At 47.0% G+C, this 23,813-nt stretch carries 23 protein-coding genes; 6 read left to right on the forward strand and 17 right to left on the reverse strand.

Features of this window, described 5'->3' with window-relative positions:
* Positions 1-111: 111 nt before the first annotated feature.
* The 4 genes from rsmB to ACO0KY_RS11180 all read right to left on the reverse strand — a co-directional run bounded on the left by rsmB (position 112) and on the right by ACO0KY_RS11180 (position 3,705).
* Complete coding sequence (gene rsmB / locus ACO0KY_RS11165; RefSeq protein ID WP_423046064.1) at positions 112-1,545, reverse strand: 16S rRNA (cytosine(967)-C(5))-methyltransferase RsmB; 1,434 nt, start codon at positions 1,543-1,545, stop codon at positions 112-114.
* A 260-nt stretch (positions 1,546-1,805) separates the two neighbouring features.
* A complete protein-coding gene (locus ACO0KY_RS11170; RefSeq protein ID WP_423046066.1) occupies positions 1,806-2,726 on the reverse strand; it encodes a lysophospholipase in 921 nt (306 codons plus the stop codon).
* Positions 2,727-2,729: 3 nt separating this feature from the next.
* The gene (locus ACO0KY_RS11175) at positions 2,730-3,074 is read right to left on the reverse strand and encodes a DUF1840 domain-containing protein (RefSeq protein ID WP_186912377.1); all 345 of its coding nucleotides are present in this window, start codon (positions 3,072-3,074) and stop codon (positions 2,730-2,732) included.
* A gap of 124 nt (positions 3,075-3,198) precedes the next feature.
* On the reverse strand, positions 3,199-3,705 hold the full coding sequence (locus tag ACO0KY_RS11180) for a hypothetical protein (protein WP_423046068.1): 507 nt from the start codon (positions 3,703-3,705) through the stop codon (positions 3,199-3,201).
* Positions 3,706-4,008: 303 nt separating this feature from the next.
* Between ACO0KY_RS11180 and ACO0KY_RS11185 the strand changes: the two genes are divergently transcribed.
* Entirely contained in the window at positions 4,009-4,383 is a 375-nt protein-coding gene (locus ACO0KY_RS11185) for a hypothetical protein (protein ID WP_423046070.1), read from the forward strand.
* 9 nt (positions 4,384-4,392) lie between these two features.
* Positions 4,393-4,899: a GNAT family N-acetyltransferase gene (locus tag ACO0KY_RS11190; protein ID WP_423046072.1), complete on the forward strand. Its 507-nt coding sequence runs from the start codon at positions 4,393-4,395 to the stop codon at positions 4,897-4,899.
* 79 nt (positions 4,900-4,978) lie between these two features.
* On the opposite strand, the gene ACO0KY_RS11195 is transcribed toward ACO0KY_RS11190, so the two are convergent.
* Both ACO0KY_RS11195 and ACO0KY_RS11200 read right to left on the reverse strand, forming a co-directional pair.
* A complete protein-coding gene (locus ACO0KY_RS11195) occupies positions 4,979-5,254 on the reverse strand; it encodes a DUF1161 domain-containing protein (RefSeq protein WP_423046074.1) in 276 nt (91 codons plus the stop codon).
* Positions 5,251-6,741: a M20 family peptidase gene (locus ACO0KY_RS11200; protein WP_423046076.1), complete on the reverse strand. Its 1,491-nt coding sequence runs from the start codon at positions 6,739-6,741 to the stop codon at positions 5,251-5,253. Before ACO0KY_RS11200 ends, ACO0KY_RS11195 begins: the two co-directional genes overlap by 4 nt.
* A gap of 267 nt (positions 6,742-7,008) precedes the next feature.
* Here ACO0KY_RS11200 and ACO0KY_RS11205 point away from each other — a divergent pair, with 267 nt between their 5' ends.
* Positions 7,009-9,207 (forward strand): ATP-binding protein, encoded by a 2,199-nt coding sequence (locus ACO0KY_RS11205; protein WP_423046078.1) that lies wholly within the window; start codon positions 7,009-7,011, stop codon positions 9,205-9,207.
* On the opposite strand, the gene ACO0KY_RS11210 is transcribed toward ACO0KY_RS11205, so the two are convergent.
* The 5 genes from ACO0KY_RS11210 to ACO0KY_RS11230 all read right to left on the reverse strand — a co-directional run bounded on the left by ACO0KY_RS11210 (position 9,179) and on the right by ACO0KY_RS11230 (position 14,920).
* Complete coding sequence (locus ACO0KY_RS11210; protein WP_423046080.1) at positions 9,179-10,381, reverse strand: DUF1501 domain-containing protein; 1,203 nt, start codon at positions 10,379-10,381, stop codon at positions 9,179-9,181. The genes ACO0KY_RS11205 and ACO0KY_RS11210 overlap by 29 nt on opposite strands.
* A gap of 101 nt (positions 10,382-10,482) precedes the next feature.
* On the reverse strand, positions 10,483-12,063 hold the full coding sequence (locus ACO0KY_RS11215) for a DUF1800 domain-containing protein (protein ID WP_423046082.1): 1,581 nt from the start codon (positions 12,061-12,063) through the stop codon (positions 10,483-10,485).
* Positions 12,064-12,199: 136 nt separating this feature from the next.
* Positions 12,200-12,958, reverse strand: a complete 759-nt coding sequence (locus ACO0KY_RS11220; RefSeq protein WP_423046084.1) for a DUF2076 family protein — start codon at positions 12,956-12,958, stop codon at positions 12,200-12,202.
* A gap of 174 nt (positions 12,959-13,132) precedes the next feature.
* Positions 13,133-14,668: a YifB family Mg chelatase-like AAA ATPase gene (locus ACO0KY_RS11225; RefSeq protein WP_423046086.1), complete on the reverse strand. Its 1,536-nt coding sequence runs from the start codon at positions 14,666-14,668 to the stop codon at positions 13,133-13,135.
* Positions 14,669-14,677: 9 nt separating this feature from the next.
* Complete coding sequence (locus ACO0KY_RS11230) at positions 14,678-14,920, reverse strand: accessory factor UbiK family protein (protein ID WP_186912342.1); 243 nt, start codon at positions 14,918-14,920, stop codon at positions 14,678-14,680.
* Between the two features lie 451 nt (positions 14,921-15,371).
* On the opposite strand from ACO0KY_RS11230, the gene ACO0KY_RS11235 reads away from it, so the two are divergent.
* Genes ACO0KY_RS11235 through ACO0KY_RS11245 form a run of 3 tightly spaced genes read left to right on the forward strand, consistent with a single transcriptional unit; the run spans position 15,372 to position 18,074 of the window.
* A complete protein-coding gene (locus ACO0KY_RS11235) occupies positions 15,372-16,118 on the forward strand; it encodes a TorF family putative porin (RefSeq protein WP_186912341.1) in 747 nt (248 codons plus the stop codon).
* A gap of 14 nt (positions 16,119-16,132) precedes the next feature.
* Positions 16,133-16,471, forward strand: coding sequence for a P-II family nitrogen regulator (locus ACO0KY_RS11240; RefSeq protein WP_186883931.1), 339 nt, complete (start codon positions 16,133-16,135; stop codon positions 16,469-16,471).
* A gap of 31 nt (positions 16,472-16,502) precedes the next feature.
* On the forward strand, positions 16,503-18,074 hold the full coding sequence (locus ACO0KY_RS11245; RefSeq protein WP_423046089.1) for an ammonium transporter: 1,572 nt from the start codon (positions 16,503-16,505) through the stop codon (positions 18,072-18,074).
* Between the two features lie 217 nt (positions 18,075-18,291).
* On the opposite strand, the gene ACO0KY_RS11250 is transcribed toward ACO0KY_RS11245, so the two are convergent.
* The 6 genes from ACO0KY_RS11250 to ettA form a co-directional block, all read right to left on the reverse strand.
* Complete coding sequence (locus ACO0KY_RS11250; protein WP_186912339.1) at positions 18,292-19,593, reverse strand: tetratricopeptide repeat protein; 1,302 nt, start codon at positions 19,591-19,593, stop codon at positions 18,292-18,294.
* A gap of 124 nt (positions 19,594-19,717) precedes the next feature.
* Positions 19,718-20,335 (reverse strand): hypothetical protein, encoded by a 618-nt coding sequence (locus tag ACO0KY_RS11255; protein WP_423046092.1) that lies wholly within the window; start codon positions 20,333-20,335, stop codon positions 19,718-19,720.
* A gap of 157 nt (positions 20,336-20,492) precedes the next feature.
* Positions 20,493-20,795 carry a DUF2288 domain-containing protein gene (locus ACO0KY_RS11260; RefSeq protein WP_186912337.1) on the reverse strand — a complete coding sequence of 101 codons (303 nt, stop codon included), beginning with the start codon at positions 20,793-20,795 and terminating at the stop codon, positions 20,493-20,495.
* A gap of 48 nt (positions 20,796-20,843) precedes the next feature.
* Positions 20,844-21,425, reverse strand: a complete 582-nt coding sequence (locus ACO0KY_RS11265) for an IMPACT family protein (protein WP_423046094.1) — start codon at positions 21,423-21,425, stop codon at positions 20,844-20,846.
* Between the two features lie 118 nt (positions 21,426-21,543).
* Positions 21,544-21,975: a flagellar basal body-associated FliL family protein gene (locus ACO0KY_RS11270; RefSeq protein WP_186912335.1), complete on the reverse strand. Its 432-nt coding sequence runs from the start codon at positions 21,973-21,975 to the stop codon at positions 21,544-21,546.
* Between the two features lie 93 nt (positions 21,976-22,068).
* Positions 22,069-23,736 (reverse strand): energy-dependent translational throttle protein EttA, encoded by a 1,668-nt coding sequence (gene ettA / locus ACO0KY_RS11275; RefSeq protein ID WP_186912334.1) that lies wholly within the window; start codon positions 23,734-23,736, stop codon positions 22,069-22,071.
* Positions 23,737-23,813 lie beyond the last annotated feature (77 nt).

Here is a 23,813-nt window from a genome sequence, read left to right on the forward strand (position 1 = left end):
ACAAAATGGACTTTGGCGAAACTGATTCGTCGTTTGATGGGATGTCTTCACCATGCTTTAATGAAACAGTTTTGCATTAGTTCTAATGATAACGTGAAGCTCTCAATTTAGTTAGCTTTGCTCGGGTTTTTGGAACAAGGCGTAGAACAAACCGTCATGTTCGTTGTTTGCATCGGACGAATTGGCCATGGTTGGCAATAATTGTCCGGGGGCATCTAAGCGGATCGCGCCATGTTTTTCTACAAAAGCGGCGGCTTGTTTCTCAGACTCTTGCGGCCAAATTGAGCAGGTGACCATCAACATTTTTCCACCCGGAGCTAACATGCGCCACAGATTGTCAAGAATGCGCGATGACAACGCTGCTAATTGAGCGGTGTCTGTTTTGCGACGCAGCCAACGGCTGTCAGGGTGACGACGTACCACACCGGAGGCGGTACATGGCACGTCAGCCAGAATCCGGTCGAAGGGTTTGTTGTCCCACCAACCGGAACGGGTAGCGTCACCTTGCTTGATATCCGCGGTAAATTTCAGGCGTTGCAGATTTTCATTAATTCTTTGTATCCGCGCTGCGTCAATTTCGAGTGCCAGCAAATCTAAGTCCGCCAACTCCAAAAGATGGCAGGTCTTACCACCAGGTGCTGCACACGCATCCAATACTCGCATGCCTGCTTGCACGTCCAGTAACGGCCCGGCTAATTGTGCGGCCGCATCCTGTACCGATACCATACCTTCTTCAAAGCCGGGAATACTCGTCACTGGTATTGGCTTTGCTAAACGCACGGCATACGGCCCAATTTGCGTCGCTTCTATCTGTTCCGCAGCCAAACGCTCCAGATACGCTGCCGCGGTACTCAAGCGGCGGTTGACCCTTAGCGTTAATGGAGGAGCGTGATTGCCCGTGGTCAAAATTGCTTGCCAGTCTTCCGGGTAGGCGGCTTTGGTCTGATCTACCCACCATTGTGGATAATTCCAGACAGCAGCCGGCTGTTTCATAACCAGCTTTAATAATTCATCTTTTTCGCGCAAGAAGCGGCGTAAAACGGCATTCACCATGCCTTTGGCGAACACCATATGCGGGCTGGACGTGGCGGCAGTCACTGCCTGGTCAACCACGACAAAATCTTCGTATGGTGCTGTTTCATCTTCTTTGTTGACCAATAAGGTCAGTGCACAACACAGCAAACCATATAACAGTGCTGGCTCCGGTGCTTTATTCGTCATCGCCTTAAGTAAGGCATCAACCCTGCCGACCTGACGCATCGTACGGTAAGAAATATCCTGAATCGCGCCGCGCGCTTGTGGCAGCGCATTGGTCTGGGTAAACACTTTCGCTAAAGCCTGTGGTAAGGCAGTCCCTTCCAGCACATAGGCAACCGCTTGTGCCGCGCCAATTAGACTAAACGCGAGTGAGTCTGGTTTGAGTTCTATTGCCGGTGCTTCCGCAGCGGGCGCCGAAGCGTATCTAGCCGAGGCAGGCGCTGTCGTATGTGGAGTAACAGTTTTGTTGGCGGGTTTACCAAGGATTTTTCTTGAGCGTTCTTGCATATATGTTTTTTATTACCAATTTGATCCGGCAAGCGGTGAATGTGATAAATGCACTGCCGGTAAAGCGTTTCGGCCACAATTTATATTGCGAATTGTAAATGCGCGGAGTGCTAGTGTACCAGTCAAACAGTTCGTACTGCCATTTCACACGGAGACTGCGCTGTAAAATTTCTTCTTTGACAATAAAAACAGTCACCTGATGCGCGTTTTAGTGAGTTTCAATGAATATTACTTCAACTCGTCGCGCTAACCAGGCGCTATCAGACAGCGACCGACTCACTCAAGACTGGGGTGAATTGCTGTATTTCTAACCAAGTCCGAATATCGTCAAAGACCTGGGTAGCGTCCAGTTCGTTCAATATTTCGTGATAAAAATCAGGATAAAAATGCGCAGTCACAAAATCACGACTTTGCTTGTCTTGCTCTTGATTGCATAGATTAAAAAACCGTTTGCTGCCTTCTGGATCCACCAAATGGTCGTCTAAGGCGACCAGCATTAATAGCGGAATCTTCAGATCCTTTGCATGCTGAAAACTGAAATCCATCGCAGACAACATACTATTCAATAAGCGCGCACTGATTTTTGAATGGACCAGGCGGTCATTTTTGTAAGCGCTGATGACTTCGGCATCATGCGACAAATAGCGTGTTTTTAAACCATTTGGTATGCCGATACCGGGAAATATCGCCGTGGCAAAACGCAATAAGCCACGTTGGAGGTCAGACATATAAATTGCCAGTGCTGGCGAGGATAGTATCAGTGCCCGCAGCGGCGCAATGGCAGCGACGGCAAAGCGCGCTGCAAACAAGCCACCCATGCTGTGGCCTAACAAAATGGGTGGTTCTGCTAACTGACGACTAAAATCATTAACGACCAAGGCGGCATCTCGCAACATCGCTGCATCATCTGGTACGTCGCCGGCATTACCTCCAGATTTACCATGTCCGCGGTGGTCATAAGTGCGAACCACAAATCCCAGCGCATTAAAAAAACGCGCCACATGTGCATATCGTCCACAGTGTTCACCCAAACCATGCATGATGACCACGCCTTGCACCTTGTCTGAATTCAGCTTGGTCGCATTGTCCTTTGCTGTAACAGGCCAATCACGAACAAAGATAGGTGTTTCGTCGTCAGCGCAAAGCTCGAATTCAATCGTGTTTTCTATATGCGCGGTCACGGGTTAAACCCCCCACATCACTTCTCTTTGCATCTTGTTAGCAGCATGCAACATTTCCAATACAGGAAAAACGCGGGTCGCAAATGTAACGTGTTCTGGCTTTTCGTGTTCGTTGTCATCACCATTTTCGTTGTGATGGGCGTTGACGTCACGACTGACTTCGTCAGAAATAGGATGCGCTTTGCTGTCAGCGACAGCCGCTTCAATTTTTTCTATGGCGTGCGGCAATTCAGCTGGAGTAATGATGCCACGCTCGACGTCTTTTTCTAACAGTTCCAGAATGCGGCGAGCGTGTTCTTTATACATCGTTACTTCAGTTGCCGCTTTAGATTTAAACGTAATCAACATGTTCAGATTCCCTTGAGAAAAATTATCGGATTTTTGTATACTGTTGCCGAAATCATTACGAAGCAGTGAAATTTAGCACCAACGCTTTAGACAATGATAATCCCAAATCGGACGATGCGGTGTTTCAGTTTGCGACGAATGAACTCATAAATGTTTCTATGATTTCCGGTGTCATTTTATTTTGAGGCCCAAGAACGATCACCTGATAGACCCAATTACCGCGGTTCACAAATCGTGCCGCCATAACAATATCTGAACCACCGGCTTTGCCTTGTACTTCCAAGACCGCATTCGTTGCGCTTACTGGTTTGATGATACGACCCTGAATATTTTTTATCATACCGTTTTGCATCGCTGCCAGAACTTCTGTGGTTTTACTGACATCATCGAGCTTGAGGCTACCAACCGCAAAATTGAGTCCGCCGACATCGGTTGCCGTCATCGTCATTTTGACTGTAACGCCCGCAAGTTGAATATCCTGCGAGAAACTATCTGCTTTGCCGGGCATTAACACACTGAAGGGCGCATCATTGCTATGTATTTCACGCCAGTTAAATTGCGGGTTACAGGCAGATAACAGTAACGCTGATAAAAGTATCAACGCCGACATCCGTAGTTTTTTGATTGCCATAAATCTTCGCCAGAATAGTTATATTAAAACGCAAAGAAAAAACCTATCAGACAAGGACAATAACGATCGTCAATCAGAGATTTTTCAAGTCGATAGCATCAGATTTTTTAAAAAAGTATGGCGCTATATAAACACGACGAGTTTTTGATTAGCGCTATCTTCCTTGTTCTGTCTCTTAATTCAATGCTATCGAAACTCGTCTACACTAAGGTATCATAAGTCATTCTTGCAGCTTGCTTTTCGAATTTCAGACCCGGAAGGCGTTGCTGATTTGCATTTTCTCATACTTAAACTGGTGCCATGATGTTGCCACGCCATTCTGCCTTAATTGCTCTGTTTTCTTTGACCTTGCTGAGTGCTTGTGAGCGTCTGGGTATTGCTGATCCCGCGAAAGAAGCGGAACAAAAAGAAGCTGATGCCCGCGCCACGGGAAGTGCTTGTCGTCATGCAGGGCGAGCGATCGAAGACTGCTATGCGTTAAATCCTGAAGCTTCGCGGGCTGCAATCTATGCTGGCTGGAAAGAAATGAACGACTACATGCGCGACAATAAAATTGACGTCGTCAAACCAGAGTTGCCTGCGCATCCGGCGGCAGCTTCTGTAAAGGAGGAGGACAGTGCTTCGGAATCAGCGTCAGTATCGGCGTCCGCTTCTGCCTCTGCTAAATCTAAAAAATAAGTTCAGTCTATGTCATTCAATATCCGTCTGATGCGTGAATCGGATCTGATTGCAGTTCATGCAGTGCAGGCCTTAGCGTATATTCCCGAAATGATAGAGTCGTTGGATATCCTCAAAGCGCGCTTGCATGCATCGCCAGAAACGGCATGGGTCGCCGAAAATAAAGATGGTATTGGTGCTTATCTGGTCGCTTATCCTTCTCAACGCGGCAAAATATCAGCTTTAGGCAGTGACTTCGATCTACCGTCGATACCTGATGCTTTGTACGTTCATGATGTTGCGGTTGCACCGCGAATGGCGGGACAGGGCGTCGCCGTGGCATTGGTTCAACGAGCATTGTCTTGCGCGCAGAGCAGAGACTTTCAATATGTATGTCTGGTTTCCGTGCAAGATAGCTTGTCGTTTTGGGAAAAGTTGGGGTTTGCGGAGGATAAAAATCTCAGCCCTGAACAGTCATCTTTATTGTTGACCTATGTCGGTCCGGCGTATTACTGCAGCAAAAAATTATCAAATTAAGGCGGACAAGAAATCGCCCCGGCAGTGTTTTGCCGGGACTATCTGAACACAGTTAGTCAGCCAAAAAAAACAGATCTGATTACTCTTCGGTCTTGTCAGCTTTTTCGGATTTTTTTGCTTTATGTTTTTTGTAAATGATCTTTTTGCTCCCACCCTCGCAGACGCCCACCACACGTAAAGAGGTTTCAGTGTCTTTGGAAATTACTTTGAGTGAGTAATCATTAACGTTTTTATGCTCGAGTTTGGTATTGATTTTATCCATAATGGCATCGCAAGAAGTCACCGCAGCTAATACTGGGGTACTGCTTAGCATCAGACTCAATAGCAGACTTGTTGTTAATACACGCTTATTCATTTCGTCTTCTCCTTTTCATTGGATGATTTGCTGCTGTTTAAAATAAGTTGGTGGTAAAACCGAATCATTTCCGCATAATTTTTGATGGAAATACGTTCATTGGTTCCGTGAAATCTTGGCAAATCTTCGCTGCCTGCGCGCACCGGTGAGAATTTGAAGATGTTCTCGCTCAAACCTTCAAAATAGCGAGAATCCGTCGCCCCCAGCATCAAACCTGGTGCCACTATGGTGTTGGTAAAGGTCTCGCGAATCGTACGATTGATTGTTTCGTATGCTTTGCCAGTGGTCGGCGATACTTTGGACGGTTCGGAATTTCCCATCAGACTTTGAATATGGATGTTGGTATTGTCTATTGTGCTTTTGACGTGCGCCATCACACTCGCCTGTGTATCACCGGGCAGCGTTCTGAAGTTCACCGTTGCTTGAATATTTCCTGGTAATACATTGTCTTTGTTGCCTGCGTGTACCATCGTCAGCGCGGTTGTTGTGCGCAACATAGCATTGGTACTGCCGCTTTTCTCCAGCTCATGCTGTAGCAAAGGACTGAACAACCACAAGTTGGACAAAACGACACGATTGATACCGTGCATTTCAGGTGCGATGGTGTTGAACATATCCAACGCTACGCCACGTATATCAGCGGGTAGCTGATGTTGCTCCAGTTTGCTTAGTGCCAGACTCATCATGCCTATGGCAGTTTGCTGCGGTGGCATAGAGGAATGCCCTGGTGTTGCATCCAGACTTAACTGAACGCTGGCATAACCTTTTTCAGCCACCCCTATTAATGCTGCTGATTTGTCTAATCCTTGCAAAATACCTTCGGTCACCAGCATGCCTTCGTCCAGCACGTATTCAAATTGAATTTGACGTGACTTAAGCAGTTCGGCGACCGCTTTCGCGCCATGCAAACCACTGACTTCTTCATCATGTCCGAATGAAAGATAAATCGTTCTCTGTGGTTGATAACCTGAAGCCAACAGCATTTCTACTGCCTCCAGGATGGCAAATAAATTGCCTTTGTCATCCCACGCCCCGCGACCCCAGATAAAGCCGTCTTGAATGTTGCCAGCAAATGGTAGCTGTTGCCATGAATGTTCGGTACCAGGTGCTATCGGTACCACGTCCTGATGTGCCATCAATAAAATCGGCTTTAAGCTTACGTCAGTCCCTTCCCATTTGTACAAAAGGCTGTTTGCACCTATAGTTTCACGCTTTAGTGCGGCGCGAATATGGGGGTACGATTGATCCATGAAAGCATGGAGCTTTTGGAATTCAGCAGCGTTTGCATTCTCATCGGTTTGACTGGAAATGGTGACGAAGCGCAGCGAATGTGCGAGACGATCTGCGGCTGCTTGCTCATCAATGGTAACCTGTGCAATTGATCTCACCTCGATTTGCTGCGAACGCTGTAGTAGCGTGTTGCCAGCTAAAACAATGATCAGCACTAATAAAATACTGGCGAGAAAGAAAAAAAAGCGTCTGATCATGGTACTTTCTTATCTGTGTAGGATGGCTGGGTTTTAGCAAACAAATCCAATACTGTCATAACCAAAGATTGGGCTAATTCGGGATGGCATTACTCCACCTTTGTCGCACTGTATCTAGGCGAAAATTATGCCGAAGCGCTAACAGAATACATGATTATGAAGATACTATTATTTTGCAAACTTTACAATTTAAACAATAAGAGTCGTTGTTATTCAGAAATATTTGAGGCCATTTGCCATTTTGTTTGACGGATAGAAATGTAGACTATGAGATTAGCAGGAATACATGCCAGTCGTATCGCTAACGCGCTTGCCGTGGGCTTGGTTGTTGCAATTTTGTTGGCAGCAGCTGCTTTTATATGGACATTACGTACTCAAGAAATTGGTAAATGGGAAAAGCAAACAGAAACCTTCAGTATTGTTTTAGCTGAAAACACTAGCCAGCAAATGGATTTTGCTTATACGGCCCTGAGTAATATTGCCGATCGTATTGAAGACAGATGGAGCATCAGTGCCGAATACTTATCGTCGCAACTTGGCTCGAATGATTTCCATCAATACCTCAAGGATAAAGTCGCGTTATTTCCAGCCATCGAAGTTATTTCTGTGCTTGATGTCGATGGTAATGTGATTAGTACATCGAGAGAATTTCCGGCACCAACTTATAACCTGGGGGATCGCGATTATTTTCAGGTGCAGCGTAATAATGCAATGCAAAAAATTTATCTCAGTGACCCGGTGCACAGCAAAACCACGGGCCGTTGGATATTCTTTTTAAGCCATAGATTGACTGGCAGCGACGGTGAATTTATTGGTGCCGTCATCATGGGTATTTCACCTGACTTTTATTCTAATTTTTATCAAAAACTTAGCGTTGACGGACACGCGGCCATCAGTTTGATGCGTGATGACTTTATTTATCTTGCTAAATGGCCAGAAAGTGATACCGACATGGGGCGCACAAATCGAAAGGGCAGCGCCTACCATTTGCTCAATGATTTAAAGAGACGTTCCGGAGTCATCATCTCTGAAACAGATACCCATACCGGTAATCAGAAGGTGGTTCGCCGTATGGAGGCGATACAAGCACTGGACAAGTACCCGCTGATCGTGAATTTTTCAATCGATGAAGATTTGTATTTGTCCGATTGGTGGAAAATCAGTGTCGCTATTGCGATCGTCACCGCTGCTGCTATTGCCGCCGTGCTGGCGGCGTTCCGTATATTAATTCAGTTATTTTTGCAGCGTGAAACAGATATGCGGGTGATGACCGAACTCAAACGCGAGGCGGATATTATTAATCGCAGTCAAACCGGCCTGTTGCAAAACCTGACCGAACAACAAGGCGCATTGAAAGAGTCTTCTGATCGTTTGCAGGCGATTTTTCAAAATGCGGTTGACGGCATTGTGATGATTGATGAGGAGGGTATCGTGGAAGCGATCAATCCAGCAGCTTCATTGATTTATGGTTACTCAGCTGACGATGTTGTAGGAAAAGATAATCAATTATTTTCTCCCAAAGGGCAAGCTGATTTATTGACGCTGGCCACCAACCAGCGCGAGTTTTTAAAGACCGGGCGTCTGTTGCTTGAAACGGAGAGGCGCAGAAAAAATGGCGAATTGTTTCCGGCTGAGTTGGCTATGAGCGAATATCATCTGGGCGGAAAACAAAAACTCATCGTATTTGTGCGCGACATTTCTGATCGCCGCAAAATTGAACGCATGAAGAATGAATTTATTTCCACCGTCAGCCACGAACTTCGTACGCCACTGACTGCGATACGGGGCGCACTGGGTTTGTTGATGGGGGGCGCAATGGGCGCATTACCGGAAAAAATATTGCCGCTACTGACAATGGCACACAAAAATAGTACCAGCCTGACCCGCTTGATTAATGATTTACTCGATATTCAAAAAATTGAAGCCGGTAAAATGGACTTTTTGATGGAGCGCGTTAATCTCAGTGTTTTACTGCAAGCGGCAGTGCAAAATAATCAGGCCTTAGCGCAAGAACTTGGTGTTGGCTTGTACATTGCAGATGAGGACAATGCCACCCAACTGGCTGCGGTCAATGTGGATCAGGGGCGTTTCCAGCAAGTGATGGCGAACCTGATTTCTAATGCCTGCAAATATTCACCACAAGGTGGCGTAGTTAATTTGCGTGCCAGCAGATTAGGACAGGATACGGTTCGAATTTCGGTGGAAGATCAGGGCAGCGGAGTGCCAGATAGCTTCCGTGACAGGATTTTTCAAAAATTTTCTCAGGCCGATTCGTCAGATACGCGTGCGAAAGGCGGGACTGGCCTTGGCTTGGCAATTTCTAAAGTGATTATTCAACAAATGCAGGGAGATATCGACTTTTATAATCTCCCTGCAGATCAAGGTGGCGGCGCTATTTTTTATGTAGATCTGCCATTGGCGAACCAACAAAGTAGTATTAAATTAAGCCCAGATCCCGTGCTTTAACGCCATTGAACACGGTAGTTAATTGCTGATTGTTTAAACCGTAAATCCGCGAAAACAAGCCACCTAGCACGGCGCGATATTCATTCAATACCGGGAAATCGCGGTTTTGAAATAATTGGCCGGATGTTAGTTTAATCTGGTCGCCGAGGACTTGTCCGCCTTTGACGCCACCACCCATGACCCAATAGACACTACCGTGTCCGTGATCGGTGCCGCGCTTGCCGTTCTCGCGGAAGGTACGGCCGAATTCGCTGATCACGACCACTGTGGTGTCATGCCAGGCGTCGCCCATTTCTTCTTTATACGCAGCCAGTCCGCGACCAAGTTCTTCAAATTTACCCGCCAACGCGCCTTTCGCACCGCCCTGGTCTACATGCGTATCCCAACCACCAACATCGATAAAACCGAGCGCATATTTTTCACGCATCATTTTGGCGATACGTTTGGCTTCCAGTGCAAAACCTTTGGTGGTGATCGCATCGCGATTCGCGGCATTCATTTCATCTTGCATTTCCATCGCGATATCCTGCCTTACTGCAAACCCTTCATTGACTTGCTGGGCTAAGCCGGTTTTGCCGTACATTTTTTGAATGATGTCGGTTTGGCGTGGATCGACGCTGGATTTGGACAAGTTACGCAAAGACGTATTGCCTACGCTGGCAGTGCCTTGCATGGAAATCGGTAATTGATCGGTGAATGCCATCGCCGGAATGCCTTTGCCACCATTGATTACGCTGGCTAAGCGATTCATAAAGCCAGAATGGTAATTGCGCGACGTATTCAAGGGTTGCCCAAGTTCTATCGTGTCTTGCGTTTCAAAGTGACTGCGGGTGAGATCGTCGGTACCGGCGAAAGGGATAAATGCGACTTCACCATTTTTGTACATAGGATAAATCGTGTCACGCAGTGCCGGATGGAGTCCCCAGTCGGCATTGAGCTCCAGTGCTGATTGCGGATTATCGCTGGGACGGGCAATCGCAATGTTGGGACGGGATTCGTAATAAAAACTGCTGGAAGTAGGTACCAGTAAATTACATGCGTCATAACCACCACGCAAAAAAACCAATAAAAATCGACTTTGCGTTGCTGGTTCTGCCAGCGCATTGGTGCAAAATCCCGTGGCAGGCAATGCAGTCATCGCCAGCATGGATTTAAGCAGGTCACGGCGGTTCATGATAGATCCTTCAGACTGATAATTGAATGAAATTGAATGAAATTGAATGAAATTGAATGAAATTGAATGAAGTCGAATGAAGTCGAATGAAGTCGAATGAATTAGCGTCGCATCATTTCTGGTGAGGCGAGGAAAAAGATATTCCATTCGTTAGGATTCTTCGCTTGTAGCAAAGCGTCCCGGGTTTCTTTGCTAAACGTATTACTCATGTTTTTGGCATACATAGAGCTGGCCAAAGCGGGTGCTGGTGGTTTTTCTGCTGGCGCCGGCTGATTCTCGATCTTAAACAGACCAGGCGTGCCGAATGCCATATTACGAGCGATGTCAAAGCGCACACTCATCTGACCCGGGCTTGCCCAGGCGCTTTCTTGCATAGAATAACCATCTGGCGTTTGATGACCATTGAAAGGCTGCCCCATCATATTGAGCCAGTTCAGTATTGGGCCAGTATTGACGATAGAATTACCGTCATAGGCAAGGCGCACAACACTCACCACGTAATGCAAAGAATCTTTGAATTTGTGACCGAGCGAGGCAATGAATTCCGGCGAGTCAAACATGGTTCGTAAAGTGATGGGGATATTGCCATCGCTTTGTAAAAAGCTCTTTGCCATGCTTTGAATCAGCGCATCGGATGGGTTGTCTGACACAAAGTAAGTCGCTAACTCTTTGCTGATGTAACGCGCGGTAGCTGGCTGTCTGGTCAACATGCTGAACACTTCTTCCATCTCATTTAAGCCGCGGCCGTGAATGGTGGTACCTAAAAACTGCTTATCGCCAAAATCATGTCTTTGCGGATTAAACTCAAATAAACCTCGACGAACATAAAATTTGCTCAGCTCAGGTTTGATTTTCGGGGCATTGCCGTTGAGGTTGATACCGACACCTGTCAGCACCCGCGCCAACTCTTGCACATCCTTTTGTGTGTAGTCGCTATTAACGCCCATGGTATGCAACTCCATGATTTCACGCGCATAGTTTTCATTGATGTGGCCGCTGGCATTGTACTCATTGTCGAGGTAGCGCAGCATTGCAGGATGGTAAGCAGTGGCACGCAATAAATCGCGGAAATTACCTAAGGCGTAAGGACGAATTGCATTTTCTTCAAAGTCACCCAACATGGCGCGGATATTATGTTTGCCGCTGTGAATATTGAAATGGTTCATCCAGAACCAGGTCATTTGTTCTTGTAACTGGTTGGGGGAATAAATGTCGCGCAACAATGAACGGGTTGCTGCTTCGCGTTGCAGGCGACTCAGTTCTTGCTGGTATTGCTTATTGAGACTGTCATCTACCCCTTTTTGCTGGTCAGCGGCAATCCGTTGTGCCTCCAGCTTGTGTATTAAATCCTCCAGCGAGGTTTGGGAAATCGTCATGGCGCTGATTTGCGTCTGGATCACGTTAGGTACGACGCTGCCACGGGAACGTAATTGCTGATCCAGATAACGGTCCATATTGACAGTTTGCAGTTGCTGGTCAGAAGAAAAGTTACTGCCGAAGGTCAGACGGTTCAATAATTGATTTGGATTGACATTGGCTTTGGTCAGCGTGTTACCAATGGGAGGCAATTCTTTAACGTAGTTGTTCGTTGCGCCCTGTTGCAACAAAGAAGAGGAACATGCACTTAGCAAACATATCAGCGTGGCACTGGCCAACCGTTGTATTGTTGTAGAGGTAAGCATGGGCTTTCTGTTCTCCGGTCACATTCAAAGAATATGAGGATACAACGAATTATCCCCAAAATAGATGACCGGAGCAGAAAGTGGCTGTGTATTTTTTTGTAAATGTGTAAGACTTTATTGAGCAGGCTGTAACGGCTTACGTGTCATCGCTACCGTTATCGCTACTATCATCGGACACGCTATCAAGCGCGGATGCTTGATTTTGACCTTGATCAAAATAACCTGGTATCAAGCCACCATCATTACTGTTATTCAGATTGTTGCCTGGGTTGACGTCGCTGAAATTATTTCCCATTCCGTGACGCTCATTGCCACCCATCAGATGGCTGATACCCTCGTATAAAAACGCACCTGCGGCAACGCCTGCCGCTGCGGTGGCAACCGTGCCTAAGACGCTGCCAGTATTGCCACCAAAAAAGCTAGGAGATGCTGACTGAGCATATTGCACGGGCTGGGTGGATTGCACTGGCGCTGCCCCCATGGCAGGATACGCGGCTAATGGCGCCCCTGTGACGGAAGTCGTTGTAGAAGGATAATCGCTGGTGTTACCGACTGGCTGCACATTCAATGGCCGGCTGTGCGCGCTATTTCCCCAGCCACTGACGGCTGGATCCAGAAAGCTGGAATTTGAAGAACCGCCTGAACTCGCGCTGAGTGCTGCAACCAGTGCTTTTTGCTCACGCAAATCCGCTTGCAGGCTGGCAATTTGGCTATTGGCATTGGCCATTGCTTGATCCAGTAACAATGCGCGTTGTACCAATAAATAGCTCGCATCTGCTTGCTTGCTGACGGCAGCCGTGATCATTTCGAGCGCAACCGGGTCTTTATTGACACCCTGAACTTGTATTAATTGATCAAGAAAGTTCTGCAAAATCTGGATTTCCTGCGGGGACATGGTTTTCTCCTGAAGTGAGCGATGTGGCCTGTATCTGGTCATGGGAACACAGATTTCAATCCCGGCGTTGAACTGTGTGAAAAATTCTGTCTTTGAAAATCCAGGGCTGAAATTGAGGTTCATATTTGCTGCCTGATCTTGGGAACGCTGTAAAAGAGTGCGGGGCGCTATGTCCTAGCGTTCTTTCAACGCACGGCGGTATTGAATCGCTTCCGCCACGTGGGGTGCGCAAATGTGTTCGGAGGCAGCCAGATCGGCAATGGTGCGGGCAACCTTGAGCACCCGATGATAAGCGCGGGCTGACCAGTCGAATTTATTCATGGCGTGCTTGAGTATTTTTTCTGCTTCTGTATCGGGCTGGCACAGCGTATCAATCTCTGTTGTGCTGAGCAGATTATTGGCTTTGCCCTGTCTTTGCTGTTGGCGGTCAAAGGCGGCTTCTACACGAGCAAGAATGTGGATGCTTGGTTCGCCGCTGGCTTGTTTGAGCAAATCAGCTTGCGGTAATGCGGCAACCTGGATTTGTATATCGATGCGATCGAGCAAGGGACCAGAAATTTTATCTTGATAACGATTGATGATGTCTGGCGTGCAACGGCACTTGCCATTGCTGTGTCCGAAATAGCCGCACGGGCACGGGTTCATGGCGGCGATCAGTTGAAAACGTGCCGGAAAATCCGCCTGCCGCGCCGCGCGTGAGATCGTGATGTGACCCGATTCCAATGGCTCACGTAAGACCTCTAATACTTTACGATCAAATTCTGGCAGTTCATCAAGGAACAGTACGCCACGATGGGCGAGAGAAATTTCACCGGGGCGAGGATTACCTCCACCACCGACCAATGCCACTGCCGATGCAGTGTGATGAGGTGAGCGGAAGGGACGAACTTTCCACTTTTCTATGGAAAATCCTGAAGTCAGCGATTGCACCGCTGCCGATTCCAGTGCCTCCTGATCTGTCATGTTCGGCAAAATGCTGGCAAAACGGGCTGCTAACATTGATTTGCCGGTTCCTGGAGGACCGACCATTAACACCGAATGGCTACCTGCGGCTGCCACTTCTAGTGCGCGTTTCGCTTGTAGCTGGCCTTTGACTTCACTAAAATCCGGGTAGTTGGCTTGCTTGCGGTTTTGCGAAGGACGATGACGTGAAAGCTTGCTGTCATTATCGATTGCAGCAAAGTGAGCGCAAACTTGTAGCAATGAGTCTGCGGGGTAAATTGCTGCTTCGGTGACCAGGGCTGCTTCATCTGCATTGGCTGAAGGCAAAATAAAAGCAGCTTTGCGCCCGGATTCTTGCTTTGTTTCGTGACTGCTTTGGCAAATAGCAAAAGTCATCGCCAAGGCGCCGCGAATCGGGCGTAGTTCGCCGGAAAGTGAAAGCTCACCGGCAAATTCGTAGTGTGCAAGCATTTCAGCTGGGATCTGGCCAGATGCCGCTAAGATGCCTAGTGCAATAGGCAAATCGAAACGGCCGGACTCTTTGGGTAAATCAGCCGGGGCGAGATTAACAGTAATACGTTTAGCAGGAAATTCAAACCGCGCATTTTGTAATGCTGCACGCACCCGGTCTTTGGATTCTTTGACTTCGGTTTCCGGTAAGCCAACTATCGTAAAAGCCGGAAGCCCGTTGGCCAGATGCACTTCCACGGTTACTTGCGGAGCGTGCATGCCGTTTAAGGCGCGACTTTTGAGAACCGCCAACGACATAAGGCAGTCTTATTTTTGCGAGATCTGTGCTTCCAAAGCAGCCACACGTTCCTCTAGTGCCTCCAGCTTAGCGCGGGTTTTAGCTAAAACTTGAGCCTGAATATCGAATTCTTCACGAGTGACCAGATCCAGCTTAGAAAAACCTTGCGTCATCATGGCTTTGACATTTTTTTCTATGTCTTTCGCTGGTGAATTTTCAAATGCCTGGCTGATTTTTGCCTGCATGTCTTCAAAAAAATTTTGCTTGTTCATCGTCTTTTATCCTCATTATAGGGTCGTGTGCACGTTAATGGTGCGCCGCAATTTGCCGTTAGTTTATCCAAAATTGCTTGCCGCAAATTGGTGCAAATTTAGTCTATTCCGTGCAAAGGCACTTATTGCTGTTTTGCCTAAACAGAAATCATAACCTAAAGCTAGCTTACTTCCCATCTTCTTCCAAATTCAACTATTACAAGGCGTAACAAGGGTGTCATTTAGCTAGACTAGGCTACGAGTAGATGCAAAAAAAACATGTAACAAATTTAAATATATTTCTTTTGAGGAAGCTGGCACGACTTCTGCTTATACGGAGACAACAGGCATTATCGAGTTCATTTCCCGCGGGGTCACGGATGATCTTCTGACTTTGTGTTGAGGTTCACGGAGTGAGTTCAACGCAGTTTCTTACCAACATTTATGTTTTTTACATTTTAGGGGAAGCACAATGAAGAAATCTCTACTTGCTGTTGCAGTTGCCTCAAGCTTCTTAACCGGTTTTGTGCATGCAGAAGATGCCAAGCCAGACAATGAAGTCAGCTTTAATGTTGGGGTCGCAAGTGACTATCGCTACCGTGGTATTTCTCAAACACGTTTAGACCCGGCATTGCAAGGTGGTGCTGACTATACACATAACCCGACGGGTTTTTATGCTGGAACCTGGTTGTCCTCAATTAAATGGACGAAAGATGCAGGTGGTGGTGGTGATGTTGAATGGGATTTGTATGCCGGTAAAAAAGGCGAGATCGTCAAAGATGTGAGCTATGACGTAGGTGTTTTGAGCTACGTTTATCCATCGAATGGTTTGGATAATGTTGCTGGTTTAGTCAACGCAAACACAACAGAAATCTATGGTCAGATCGGTTACGGTCCTATGTATGCGAAGTATTCGAGTTCCGTTACTAATTTGTTCGGCAATCCAAACAGTAAGAACAGTGGCTATCTGGATCTGGGTGCGAATATTGAGCTGCCAGACACGTACACTTTGGTGCTGCATGCAGGTCGCCAGATGATTAAAAACAACTCGGCTTATTCTTACACTGACTGGAAAGTCGGCGTTACTAAAGAATTTGTCGGCGTTGCCTTTACGCTGGCAGCGATTGGTACAAATGCAAATGACGCCTTGTACGTAACACCAGCAGGTAAATTCACTGGCAAGACAAGTCTGGTCTTGACTGCCGTTAAAACTTTCTGAAGACCGAGGATAGTATGAAACTCATTACCGCCATTATTAAACCCTTCAAGCTCGATGAAGTTCGTGAAGCTTTATCTGAAATGGGCGTTCAGGGGATCACCGTGACCGAAGTTAAAGGTTTTGGTCGTCAAAAAGGCCATACCGAGTTATATCGTGGTGCCGAATACGTGGTCGACTTTTTGCCGAAAACAAAAATCGAAGCGGCAGTGGATGATGCGATTGTAGATCGTGCAATCGAAGCAATCGAAAGCGCAGCACGTACCGGAAAAATTGGTGACGGCAAGATTTTTGTCTATGACTTGCAACAGGTTGTGCGTATTCGTACCGGTGAAACCGGCAACGACGCGCTCTGATGCACTCAATTTGACTTACGGGGATATTGATATGAAAAATGTATTCAAACAAATACTGGTAGCAGGCGCTTTGCTTGCTTCAGTAGGGATGACATCGGTCGCGTTTGCGGATGACGCTCCGGCCAAACCTGAAGCCGCTGCGGCAAGCGTCGCAACGGCTGCCAGTGCAACGGCCACCGCTGCCGTTGTCACGCCAATTCCGGCACCAGACGTGTCAGTGGCATCCTTGCCAGCTGCTACGGCAGATGCAGCGGCGGCTTCTGCTCCTGCTGTTGTTGCCAACAAAGGCGATACTGCATGGATGTTGGTATCGACCTTGTTAGTCATTCTGATGACGATCCCAGGTCTGGCTTTGTTCTACGGTGGTCTGGTACGTTCTAAAAACATGCTGTCGATTTTGATCCAAGTGTTTATGATTTTTGCGGTCATTATCGTGTTGTGGTGCATCTACGGTTATTCACTTGCATTTACTGAAGGCAATTCAGTGATCGGTGGCTTTGATCGTGTGTTCCTCAAAGGTATCTGGGATCCGGTCAAAGGCACATTTGCAACGGCAGCGACATTCAGCAAAGGCGTCGTCATTCCTGAGTTTGTCTATGTGGCATTCCAGGCGACATTTGCAGCGATTACTTGCGGTCTGATTATTGGTGCATTTGCTGAACGTGCAAAATTCAGCGCAGTGCTGGCATTCGTGGTGTTGTGGTTCACATTCAGCTACTTGCCTATCGCTCACATGGTCTGGTTCTGGACTGGTCCTGATGGCATTAAAGATGCCGCATCTGCAGCAACTGAGTTGGTCAAGGGCGGTTTCTTGCAACAAAAAGGAGCACTTGATTTTGCCGGTGGTACCGTGGTGCATATCAATGCGGCGGTCGCTGGTCTGGTTGGTGCGATCATGATCGGTAAGCGTGTTGGTTACGGTAAAGAATCGATGGCGCCACACTCACTGACAATGACGATGATCGGTGCTTCCTTGTTGTGGGTGGGCTGGTTTGGTTTCAATGCCGGTTCTGCTTTAGAAGCGGGCGACATTGCAGCATTGGCTTTCGTGAACACCTTGTTGGCAACCGCAGCAGCAGCAGTATCGTGGGTATTTGGTGAATGGATGTCTAAAGGCAAACCATCGATGTTGGGTGGTGCTTCCGGCGCGGTGGCTGGTCTGGTAGCGATTACCCCAGCTTGCGGTTTCGTCGGCCCAATGGGTGCATTAGTTATCGGTTTGCTGGTTGGCGTGATCTGCTTGTGGGGTGTGAATGGCCTCAAGCGCATGATCGGTGCGGACGATTCACTGGACGTATTTGGTGTGCATGGCGTTGGTGGTATCTTCGGTGCCTTGGCAACGGGTGTGTTTGCAGCCCCAGCGTTGGGTGGTCAAGGCATTATGGATTATGTTGCTAACAAAATGTCGGCAGATCCATACGTGATTTTTGATCAGGTTAAAGTGCAGGCAATCGCAGTGGGGACGACAATCATCTGGTCAGCAATCGTTTCTGTGATTGCTTACAAGTTGGTTGATCTGGTTATCGGTCTGCGTGTACCAGAAGATGAAGAACGCGAAGGTCTGGACATCACCAGCCACGGCGAATCTGCTTACCATTCCTGATACGAGTGGTTGGTATAAAGAATTGATGGAGTAAAGCTAGTATCCTCAGTACGGTGTATAGAGCGCACGGTACTGATTTATAAGCGGTTTAGCGTCATGGCTAAACCGCTTTTTTTTGCTGGTACGATTCGATTATTCAGGTTGGCAGAAAAATACACGTAAAAAAACCTGTGTGACGTCCGACGTCAACACAGGTTTTTAATTGTTTAGATATGTATTATTTTGCTGCCGGCGCTGCGGGTGCTTTATCCGCAGATTTTTCTTCCATTGGACGTACTTTCAGCCACAATTTTGCGATATCAGCTGCACCATCTGTGCCTTGCAAACTGTTGAAAATTTCAGTTGCTTTGTCACGGTTACCCGCTTTCAGATAAGCCATGCCCAAATGCAATTTAGCTTCTTCTGCTGACTTCAATCCACCTTTGGCGATACCTTGTTCGATCAAACCAATACCTTTTTCGGATTGGCCGTTGATCACATAGTTGTAACCAATATTGACCAGACCTACGCCAGTCTTGGCATTCTTCGCGGCAGTTTCGCCTGCATCCAAAGTTTTAATGTCTTCGGCAGCTTGTTTGTAGACGCGGTCACGCAATTGTTTATGTTTTGCAGCATCTTTGCCTGTTCCCAACAAATTGGCGGCATAACCAGCGTCAACCGCTGTTTTGGCTTCAGTTGGCAAACCTGCGAGCAAAGCTAATTCAGTCATTTCAACATATTGGCCAGGATCGTCCATATTGTTTGTGACCAACATCAAGCGATACAAGTCGAGACGCAAGCGGTCGGAGAAGCCAGCTTTATGTTCTGTGCGGTAGAGCAAATCACCCCAATATTCTCTGGTAGGATGGTATTCGACCATCATTTCCAATACGGATGTGTAGCCAGCATTGTCTTTAGATTGCTGATAGCTGCTTGCTAACAAACGCAGGTTTTCTTCTGTAGGGATACGCTTTGCTTTTTGATCTTCAGCAAGGATGACCTTCAGTTCCTGAATTGCGTTGGCAAAATCGCCTTTGAGGTAGTTCGCACGTGCCACCATGTTGTGTACCTGAGGGCTGCTGCTGTCTTTTTCCAAGTAGCGCTTACCCCAGTTGATCGCCAAATCATACTTTTTCTCATTGAAATAGGTACCGGCCATGCCTTCTATCAGGCGCAGTTTTTCATTGTCTTTGAGGAAGTCGGAATTAACCATGACTTCGAATGCACTGGCCAATAGCTCAGTATTGCTGGTGCCGGAGGCAACAATGGCACGCATACGTGCAACGACAAAAATTTCATAAGGTGTTTGCTTTTCAAACACACTCAATGCATTGATTTTTTCTAATGCAGCCGGAAATTGCTTCTGGTCGAGTAAAGTTTGAATTTCTGTTAATGGTTTACCCATTTCAGCACGGACAGTTTGTTGTTTGGCTTTGTCCGCCGCTTCGTCTGCATGTGCAATACCCATAGTCACAGGAGCGATACCTGAGCCGATTGCCGCGAACATCATCGCAGCGAACAAGAAAGAAATTTTTTTCATGGAATATCCGGTAAAAAATAAGGAAGACCGCACTAGCACGGTTCTGAGAGTAACGCTCAGCGTATCAAGCCTGTTGACTGTGGATGTGCGGGAGCGGGCATTATAACTGAGGTCGGGAGTGCTATCACCACTTACAGACCTTATCACTGATGGCGCTTGCTGCCAAAGGAATAATCGCCAGCAAGCCAAGACCAGAATATGCCTGGCGGCAATCTTTTGCCTGCGCCTTTCTAACGCCCTCTCCGAGCTGCTTTTCAAAGCTATCGTCCCGTTTAAGGCTATCCTGAATTTTTTCTATTTCGCCTCGGCGACGTTGTTTTTCCATCGCAACTGCCGATTGCCGCAGGGCGTCAAGATCGAGATGCGGGCTCACTCCAGGTAGTTGTTGATATTCCTGTTGTGACTGCACATCGGGGATCGCTTCATGAGGAGCTACTGTGATTGCTTCACTGACGGTACGGGCAGAGTTAGCGTTAGATACCAGCGCTTTTTTTGTAACGGTGTTTGCGGTTTTAATGGATGTCGCCAGAGCAGGCGTTAATTTTTCAGATTCTTGCTTTGGAATCGGTTGAGAGGATGGAACTTGTAAAATTTGCAGGTACGAAGTCCGGTCTTCATGTGCCAGCTTAAATTTGCTTTGTGCTTGCCAGGCGAGCCACAGCATGAGATGCAGCAATAGCATCAAACTCATCACACTGAGGCGCTGGGGTAAAGACGTCGTCTGAACTGTGCTAACTTGCATAGATGAACTCCGGTACGCGTGTACGGATAAGATTCAATCTAATGTCAAAAGTTCATTTTATATACTGGGTATAGTATCAACTATTGGTCTCTGAAGAGGCTTTATTCGTAATAACATTGACTAATAAAACCCGAATACTCCCTCGCCTGCCGATTTTTTAAGCCTCAGGGCGATGTTGTACCAAAATCCATGGTTTGACCACGACGGTCCACAACATCAGATTTTGCTCCAGCCATGCCTGCGCTTGAGTATCACTGACTTTGGCGATTTTTCCCTGACTCAGTAAAGGTGCAATGATGGTTGTATTGTCGGTCGCCATCGCTTCAGCAATATCAACCAGATCAAGGTCTGCATCAATAGCAATGACAGTGCCAGTAGCGAATTGCTTAAGGAGTTCGCTCCACGGAAATCTGGCGGTTTCCTGATTAATTTTAGTGCGTAAGGAAAGATCTTCAGACATAAAAATTTAAAAAATTGAATTAAAAATGAAACAAAGCCGGAAAATCACTCATGCCTTGAGTCTGACTTGCCCCTTAAGTGTTTCTGTTAGTTCGGCATTGATGAGATCCAGATATTTTTCTTTGACGCTAACCTGCATGACAGCATTATCCGCATAGCTGACTTCGTTCACAAGTGCCAGATATTTTTCAAGTATCCGTCGGACTTGTGATTCATTTGAAAACGCCACCTGGATGGTAAGTTGAGTCATGCTTTCTACAGCGATTAATTCTGCTTTCTTAAATGCCTCAGAAATCGCCTGACCGTAGGCTCGCGTTAAGCCGCCTGCACCAAGTTTGACGCCACCCCAATAGCGCACGACTACCGCCAGCACATTGGTCACATCTTTATGCACTAAGACGTTATACATAGGTTTGGCAGCAGTGCCGGAAGGTTCGCCATCGTCATCTAATCCAGATTCCCCGGTACATACCAGCGCCCAGCAAACGTGGACTGCGTTTGGATGAGCAGCGCGTATCAGCACCAGTTGTTCGCGTGCTTCAGCACGGCTGTGCAGGGGATAAAGTTGCCCCAGAAAACGACTTTTTTTGATCTCAATTTCCGCGAAGGCGGGAGCTGCCAGTTGATGCATGAAAAAATATCAGCTCTATATCGTGTTAGGCAGCAATGTTGCTGCGTTGATAGAAAAAACTGGCGTACCAGTAAATACACTGCACATGCATTGTTGGTCGTACCAATTTAATTTTTACTTATTGAATGACAAAATTGACTAAGTAAACGTCGGTGACGCCGTCATGTTCCTTGACCTCTAACACGTGATTAATTTTTTCTTTAATCTCGTTGATCAATTCATGTTTTCCAGACGCATTTTGAATGTCTGCTGACTCTTTTCCACTCAACAGCATGATCATCGAATGTCGCACCAGTGGCATTTTAGCTTTGATTTTCTCTGCCATTTCTGGATTGCCGAGCTGCAAAGTAATACTGATTTGCAGATAGCGATCAAAGCTTGATAAGTTGACAGTGAAAGGCTCTAACGCCGCAACAGACGAAGCGCCTTCTCCACCACCCTCTTTTTTCTCGTTGGCTGACACCGGGCTTGAAATCAGGGTCAGCGCGTAAAAAAGACTGATCAAAAGGAGATGCTTGTACGCAGTTTTCTTGTACGCAGTTTTTCTCATGACATTTCTCTCACAAGGGTTACTGATAAGCTGAGAAGAGCAAGAACATCAAGAACAGCAAAAATAATTCATGCTCATCTCAGGGGCAATGGTTTATACCGTTAAAGGCTTATAGCGTATCCGTTTAGGTTTAGCACCTTCTTCACCCAACCGTTTTTTCTTATCTGCTTCGTATTCCTGATAGTTACCGTCAAAGAAACTGACTTGGGAATTACCTTCAAACGCCAAAATATGCGTTGCAATACGATCAAGGAACCAGCGATCATGTGAAATGACCATCACGCTACCAGCAAATTCGAGCAGCGCATCTTCCAAAGCACGCAGGGTTTCAACGTCCAGATCATTTGATGGTTCATCCAGCAGCAACACGTTACCGCCTTGCAGCAGTGTTTTTGCCAGATGCAAACGGCCGCGCTCACCACCGGACAAATTGCCGACGATTTTTTGCTGATCGCCACCTTTGAAGTTGAAGCGTCCCAGATAAGCGCGGGATGGCATTTCAAAGCGACCTACCGTCAGAATGTCAGCGCCATTGGCAACATCTTCAAATACGGTTTTGGTATTGCCCAAATCTTCGCGCGACTGATCGACCAGCGAGATTTTTGCAGTTTGTCCCAGTACGACTTCGCCGCTGTCTGGTTGTTCCAGACCTTTGATCATTTTGAACAAAGTTGATTTACCTGCGCCGTTAGGACCGATAATACCGACAATCGCGCCAGGTGGGATCTTAAAGCTCAGGTTGTCGATCAATAAACGATCGCCAAAGGCTTTAGAAACGTTTTTAAATTCGATAACTTCATTACCAAGACGTTCTGCAACAGGGATGAAAATCTCCTGTGTTTCGTTACGCTTCTGGTATTCATGTTCACTCATCTCATTGAATCGCGCCAGACGCGCTTTGCTCTTTGCCTGACGGGCTTTTGGATTCTGACGTGACCATTCTAATTCTTTTTGCAGCGCTTTTTGACGCGCAGATTCGGTCGCTTCTTCTTGCTTCAAACGAGCTTGCTTTTGGTCCAGCCAGGAAGAGTAGTTACCTTTCCATGGAATACCATGTCCACGATCCAGCTCAAGAATCCATTCAGCAGCATTATCAAGGAAGTAACGATCATGCGTAATCGCTACCACAGTGCCAGGGAAGCGCAATAAAAACTGTTCCAGCCAGTCAACCGATTCTGCATCCAGATGGTTGGTTGGTTCATCGAGCAGCAACATGTCTGGTTTAGACAACAACAAACGGCACAACGCGACACGACGTTTTTCACCACCGGACAAGACACCGATTTTGGCATCCCATGGTGGCAAACGCAGCGCATCCGCGGCCATTTCCAATTGCAATTCAACGTTGTCACCGGACGAGGTAGAAATGATCGCTTCCAGGCGTGCTTGCTCATTAGCTAATGCATCGAAATCGGCATTTTCATCAGCATATGCTGCATATACTTCTTCGAGTTTGGCTTTGGCTTCAAACACTTCGCCCAGCGCAGATTCAACCGCCTGGCGCACGGTTTGTTCCGGATCAAGTTGTGGCTCTTGCGGCAGATAGCCAATGTTCAGATTCGGCATCGGTACTGCTTCGCCCTGAATATCTTTATCGATGCCTGCCATGATTTTGAGAAGGGAAGATTTACCTGAGCCGTTCAAACCCAATACGCCAATTTTGGCGCCGGGGAAGAAGGACAGAGAGATATCTTTCAGAATTTGACGTTTCGGCGGAACAATTTTGCCGACGCGGTTCATGGTATAGACGTAATTAGCCATTTTTTTGATGTTTTGAGAGGTAAAGACAATGAACGCAAGGATACCTCAAGCGGGCAGGCAACGGCGCTTTTTACACA

This window comes from Undibacterium sp. Dicai25W, from assembly GCF_049340505.1.
Taxonomy (GTDB): domain Bacteria; phylum Pseudomonadota; class Gammaproteobacteria; order Burkholderiales; family Burkholderiaceae_D; genus Undibacterium; species Undibacterium jejuense.